Consider the following 5,621-nt stretch of genomic DNA (forward strand, 5'->3'; position numbering starts at 1 on the left):
CTGTTAAATTAACAGTTAAAATCGATGCTACTACCTGATTGAAGTTGCTCAAAAGAAGAATATTTTCTAGCTTTTTCTTTTATTTTTTTAGTAGTTATCAACAACAAAAATTGCTTTTAATGCTTTTAAATGCTTTTAAATGCTTTTAAGCCCTCTGTATGCCTTGGTAACAAAGGGATACAGCCTCCATTCGAATACGTTTACTTACCCATTCGAATACGTTTACTTACCCATTCGAATACGTTTACTTACCCATTCGAATACGTTTACTTACCTTTTGAATACTTGAATAAAATTGTATTTAAATATACAATTAAATATAAGTATTCAAATATGGAAGTTGTTATGGCTAAATCTAACCTAGTAGTAAAAACCAATTATTTAAATACCGTATTACAGAATCTAAAACTATCAGAAATACGCATTGTACAGTTAGCGGTTGTAGATGCTAGAGAAACTGGTACGGGATTAAGTGCAGATATACCGCTGCGTATTGATGCTAAAAGATACGCTGAAGTTTTTAATACCACTCGTCAAAACGGTTATCTAATGATGAAAGACGCTGAAGATACGTTGTTTAACAGACGTTTTAGCTATCTTGATGATGAAGGCAAACTGATTAAATCTCGCTGGTTATCCCAAGTTAGATATTTAGACGACGAAGGAGCGATTGAGGTTGTATTTACTCCAGCTGTAGTAAAAGGTATTACTCGGATTGATGGAGCTGAAGAGTTTTTTACCAAATACTTACTAGAACAAACGGCTGCAATGGATAGTAATTATTCAGTAAGGCTCTATGAGCTGTTAGTTCAATGGAAGCAAGCCAAAAAAACACCTGTATTTGAATTGGAGAAATTTAGAGGGCAGTTAGGGCTAGATTTTGATGAATATCAAACTATGAGCAACTTTAAAAAGAGGGTTTTAAACCTTGCTGTTGAAGAGATAAACGAAAAATCAGACCTCAATATTAGTTACACCCAAAAGAAGAAAGGTCGCAAGATTATAGGCTTTAGTTTTATCGTTTTAGAGAAGACAAAAACAAAAGAAATCAGTGTTGAGCAGGACTCTGCCAATGGCGATATGTTCACTATTGATGGATTGTCAGATAAGCAGCTGAAGCGGATTGTTCTTCATAAGGAGTTTATAAGCACTTATGCTGGTCTAGCTACTGGTGCTATTGGGCGTGACTGGAAGTTATTTACTGAATTTATGGTGAATGAGATTAAGAAAGAGCCTAACAAGTTCAGCAAGAAAAAACCCATTAGGGAATATTTGAACGGTAAAGATGACGACTACCAGTATTATTAATAGGGATGAAGCAATATGGATAGGTTAAATCAGATAGTAATCTCTAGCCAAAATATAGCTGATATTATTGGTGTCGAACACTCGAAAATTCAGAAAATTATTGAAGCTCAAGTATCAATTGGAGATATAAAAACACCAGCGTCACAGATTTATAGCACTAAAAATATCTTTGGCATAAAAACAGATATAAAAGTTTATCTATTTTCAGGTGAAGAGGGTATGAGTGACAGTTTAACTGTAGCTTGTAGAGCTAATTTCGGTTCTCAAGACATACTTAAGTCCCATTGGCTAACAATAGCTGAACACTTGGATTTTGAGGTATTCAAATGCCAATATATTGGTGATTATGATTTGATTGACTTAGTAAATGGTGGGTTTGCAAGTGACTCCCAAATATGGGAGTTTGTGGCAAAAGCGATAAGAGCCACTGATACACTATACAATCAAGCATTAGTAATGATTAACAACTATGATGATGCTGAAAACGATGATGATATTATCTGCGCTGAAGCTAAACAGTTGATCAATGAAGCTATAGGCCATGTAGAAACGGCTAAGAAAATTGTCAAAAAATATAATATCGAGGGTACAAACTACACATTAAATGGTCAAATTGTCATGCTGTCACACATTAAAGCTTATGTTATTGATAGGTTGGTACAAGACCGAGTAAATGGCGTGAAAAGTCTGACAACAAACTATATTTTATAGAAAAACAACAAGATAGAGGGCTTTGAGATAGAGATGGTAAGAATTAAGGTTGAGAGGTAGCCAAGATCAGGCGGTCTTTTCGCCTGTCCTGGCTACCTCTAACCCAACAACCGAAGGGCGTTAGCTACCTGTTCATGCCCCTATCTTGGTCTAGGCTCTTGTCAGTCTTTCTGGCTTCATATTCCTGTTGTACGTTGTAGCTGCTGCCATTGTTCTCAAGGTTATATGATTTTCCTTGCTCAACACTTGATAAAGCAGGGTGATAAACAGTTCCGTCTCTTGTCTGCTGAACTATGCCATTTTCATCAGCTCGCAATATCTTACCGCTATACGTTTTGCCTTGTTGGGCGTGGAAGTCTGCCCCATGCTCTTTTGCTTTGTCGTCTTTTTTCGCCCTGTTTAACTCTTGTAGTATCTCAATCGCCTGTTGTGCTTTGGCATGATATGACGGCTCATGTTTGGCTATGTGCTGCTTAGCTTGTTCTAAGTGTTCATCAGTTACGCCATTATCTTTTATGCTGTCATGCCTTGCTTTGATCGCATTAAACGCATTTAAGGCGTTTTGTTTGTCCTCTCGCCATTTGTCTTTACCAAAAAATAACGGCTCGTTATCTCGCAACTTCTCAAACTTAGCCAGTGCAGGCTTACCCCTGTCCTGTAGTGTTTTTAGCTGACTGCTTAAAATAGCTTTGGCTGTTGTTTCGACTTTTTCTGCATACTCCAAGTATATCTTGCGGTTCTCTCTGAACACATCAGGCGATGGCTCGGTAACTGCTGTTACCTCGCTTTGTTTTTTGATTTGTTGAGGTGTTGGAGCAACTGTTCTATCTAGTTTTGCACTAGATTTTTTGGTTTCTAGTTGGCGTTGATGTTCAGCAATTGCTCTATTCGCTCGGTCAATAGCTCGTTCTGCTTCTTCTGTTTGCCGCTGAGCGTCAGCAATGACTTGATTTGCAAAGTCTGTGTTTTGATCTGTTCGTGCTGTGTTTTTAGCTGTGAACTCAACATATTCAATTGTTCGGTCAATTGCTTCTCTAACTCTGTCATTGCTTTGTTCTCGCTGCTCTTTTAAGTCTTTTATGCTCTTATCAAGCTCCGCTACTTGGTTCAGCGTTTGGTTAAAATCCCTAACCATGCGATTGTAATCGCCTTTATCGGTGGCGATCCCTTTGCGCTCCATCGCTGACGCTTCCCAACCTAGCTTTTGCGTGGGTAGTTGCTCTAAACCTCTGTCTTTATGGCTTCTGTGGTCAATTCGAGCATCAACCTTGGCTTCTTTGAGGTGTTTATTGGTCAAATCAGCCCATTGCTTGCGGATCAGCTTCAGTTCGTCCCTAGCACTTGGTAAATCACGCTCTTTAAGCTGGGTATTGCTCATTTCTAGCTGTGATTTGCTAGTTAAGGCGACTCTGCCACTCTCTAAGCGTTCCAGCTTGCGTGTGGTCAGCATGATATGGGCGTGATGGTTACGGTTGTCGCCCTGTGAATCAGGTGTATGTACTGCTACATCAACGGCAATACCGTATTGATTGGCTAAGTCCTTGGCGAACTCATTAACCAACATAATGCGCCCACGCCCTGATAGTTCATGGGGCAGATTAACGACAATCTCTCTAGCCGTTCTGCTGTTCTTTCTTGTTTCGGTGGCTTCCGCTAAGTTCCAAAGGTCGTTACGCTTAATTTCTAAATCGTTTGGTGTATGAAGTCGGGTAGATACTACACCGCTTCTTTTGGTGTAGTCGTGTTCTTTGCCTGTACGTTCATCTTTGATAGCAATACCGGCACGATAAGCAATAGACGCAGTGGCGGTTCTTCCGCTACTGCGTGATACTGGCTTAGTCGATAAGTGGTAAATAGCCATAAGTTATCTTATGAGCACCGCTTTAGTTTCTTTTCTTAGTAAATTCCAGATTTCGTTAGCAGCTTCAGCATCTAGACCATAGTAGCTATTATGGAAATTACCTAAGGTACTAACACTAAGTCTATATTCGCCTTCTACTCTATTTTCTTCAATATCTTCTTCTTCTGGCAGTGGTATATCATTCTTCTTCATAGAGAAAGAAACCACATTAGATAGATTAAGGAATTCGTTATCTAGTTCTACAAAGTTCATTTTAAATCCTTCTTTAATGTTTTTGGGGGTCAAGGGGGTATCCCCTTTGCGAATTATGAAAACTATCTATACTGTAACGAAGTGGAATGTTAGCATAGTTTTCGTAAGTTCGCATTTATCCCAAAAAGACGGGAAAATGAAAAAAGCATTTACTCCTTTTAAAACGAAGAAAAGGATAAGAAAATGGGCAATATAAATCTGAAGAAATTACAAGACTACAGAAATCTTACTGTGGGTGGCGATATAACCGTACATTTAACCCAAGACCAAAAAGCTATCATTTTAAAAACTTATGACTCCGGACTGAACTCATTAACTGATGTTGATGAGATGTTATTAAGTGCTGTGATCCGTCAGTTGAAGATAGCTATTAATCCAGAGGAAAAACTCAATGGCGAACATTAAAACTCTTGAACAAAAACGTCAGGAAGCATTAGACAAAGCTAATCGTCTGCAAAAGCAAATTGAAAAGCAGCTAAACGGTCAAAAATTTGTGCTTGGCGGTATGCTTATGAAAATTGCTGAAGAAGATCCTAGCCGTATACCGCAAATTTTAGCTGACATTGATAAATATGTGACTAGGAAGGCGGATATTAGCCGTTTAGAAAGCTTTAAAGTTGAAATAGGTAGTAAGGTAGCAGAAAACAACGATCAAGGCCATATGAGCTAATATAAACCTATCTATGACACCAACTAAATATTTAGTAACGATAATTAGTTGGTTTTAATACTTATGCAGAATTTAGGAGAGTCTCACTGTATCAAGAAACACCCAGCATTTGCCCTAAATTTAGTACTGATTCTAATGTCGCAATCGATGTAGGCAAAAATGAGATACAGGTACTCAAAACACCTTCATTAGGTACAGGTTTCTTTAGTTCGTTCTCGATTGTCGTCAAACTATTTTTGATTGAATTTCTTTCGAACTGATCTAAATCTAATCCACTAATCTCATTATTTACTGCTTCTAAAGCTTTCTCGTATTGATGCAAAGTGTACGTGTTATATACGTTTGTCGAATTATTAGAACTATTATGATAATAGCTAGATTGACCAGATAGTGTAATATTATTCACAACACTACTTGTCTTGGCTGAAGAACTTTTCACATTAGTAACAGTCATTTGATAATGAGAGGGAATATCTTCCAAACCTGCCATAAAATTAGGTTCAATCACACGATACTTCTCTACAAGACCATTGGGGAGTCTACGTTCTATCAAATAATCAACGTCAACGACATAATCAGCTGTCTTAGTAAATACCCTTTTCCCACCTTGCACACTAGCAGGTTGATCTCTAGCAACTAGATTGTCATGTTCATCAAATATAGATATCTTATCTTTCATTAAAGCACTAAATGGCATTTCATCCTCCACTCAAAATAATAGTTTATATGTTAAATATTTTTTAAAAAACAACATTCAGAATACTCTTTTTGATCATCGTCGTCATAATTATAATCTCTCATGTTATCTATCAAACCATA

Annotated in this window: 7 protein-coding genes; 4 read left to right on the top strand and 3 right to left on the bottom strand. The window is 37.7% G+C overall.

The annotated features are described in order from the left end of the window. The first annotated feature begins 345 nt into the window (after positions 1-345). Positions 346-1,308, top strand: coding sequence for a replication initiation protein RepM (gene repM, locus AK824_RS13285; RefSeq protein ID WP_082624705.1), 963 nt, complete (start codon positions 346-348; stop codon positions 1,306-1,308). Between the two features lie 15 nt (positions 1,309-1,323). Next, on the top strand, positions 1,324-2,019 hold the full coding sequence (locus AK824_RS13290) for a hypothetical protein (RefSeq protein WP_057762737.1): 696 nt from the start codon (positions 1,324-1,326) through the stop codon (positions 2,017-2,019). Positions 2,020-2,143: 124 nt separating this feature from the next. Here the strand turns inward: AK824_RS13290 and mobQ are convergent, their stop codons facing one another. Further along, positions 2,144-3,880 (bottom strand): MobQ family relaxase, encoded by a 1,737-nt coding sequence (mobQ, locus tag AK824_RS13295; RefSeq protein WP_057762740.1) that lies wholly within the window; start codon positions 3,878-3,880, stop codon positions 2,144-2,146. A gap of 3 nt (positions 3,881-3,883) precedes the next feature. Then, positions 3,884-4,165: a hypothetical protein gene (locus tag AK824_RS13300; protein ID WP_156410743.1), complete on the bottom strand. Its 282-nt coding sequence runs from the start codon at positions 4,163-4,165 to the stop codon at positions 3,884-3,886. Positions 4,166-4,315: 150 nt separating this feature from the next. On the opposite strand from AK824_RS13300, the gene AK824_RS13305 reads away from it, so the two are divergent. Together AK824_RS13305 and AK824_RS13310 are read left to right on the top strand one after the other, a co-directional pair. Next, a complete protein-coding gene (locus AK824_RS13305) occupies positions 4,316-4,537 on the top strand; it encodes a hypothetical protein (protein ID WP_057762746.1) in 222 nt (73 codons plus the stop codon). Then, complete coding sequence (locus AK824_RS13310; protein WP_057762751.1) at positions 4,524-4,802, top strand: hypothetical protein; 279 nt, start codon at positions 4,524-4,526, stop codon at positions 4,800-4,802. The genes AK824_RS13305 and AK824_RS13310 overlap by 14 nt, the downstream gene beginning before the upstream one ends. Positions 4,803-4,893: 91 nt before the next feature. Here the strand turns inward: AK824_RS13310 and AK824_RS13315 are convergent, their stop codons facing one another. Next, positions 4,894-5,499 carry a hypothetical protein gene (locus tag AK824_RS13315; RefSeq protein WP_057762753.1) on the bottom strand — a complete coding sequence of 202 codons (606 nt, stop codon included), beginning with the start codon at positions 5,497-5,499 and terminating at the stop codon, positions 4,894-4,896. Positions 5,500-5,621: the final 122 nt, after the last annotated feature.

This window comes from Psychrobacter sp. P11G3 (genome assembly GCF_001435845.1).
Classification (GTDB): domain Bacteria; phylum Pseudomonadota; class Gammaproteobacteria; order Pseudomonadales; family Moraxellaceae; genus Psychrobacter.

Bases quoted from the DNA above. Each gene is read 5' to 3' on its own strand.
- AK824_RS13290 (WP_057762737.1), top strand. From the start codon at position 1,324: ATGGATAGGTTAAATCAGATAGTAATCTCTAGCCAAAATATAGCTGAT.
- repM (WP_082624705.1), top strand. From the start codon at position 346: ATGGCTAAATCTAACCTAGTAGTAAAAACCAATTATTTAAATACCGTA.
- AK824_RS13310 (WP_057762751.1), top strand. From the start codon at position 4,524: ATGGCGAACATTAAAACTCTTGAACAAAAACGTCAGGAAGCATTAGAC.
- AK824_RS13305 (WP_057762746.1), top strand. From the start codon at position 4,316: ATGGGCAATATAAATCTGAAGAAATTACAAGACTACAGAAATCTTACT.
- mobQ (WP_057762740.1), bottom strand. From the start codon at position 3,880: ATGGCTATTTACCACTTATCGACTAAGCCAGTATCACGCAGTAGCGGA.
- AK824_RS13315 (WP_057762753.1), bottom strand. From the start codon at position 5,499: ATGCCATTTAGTGCTTTAATGAAAGATAAGATATCTATATTTGATGAA.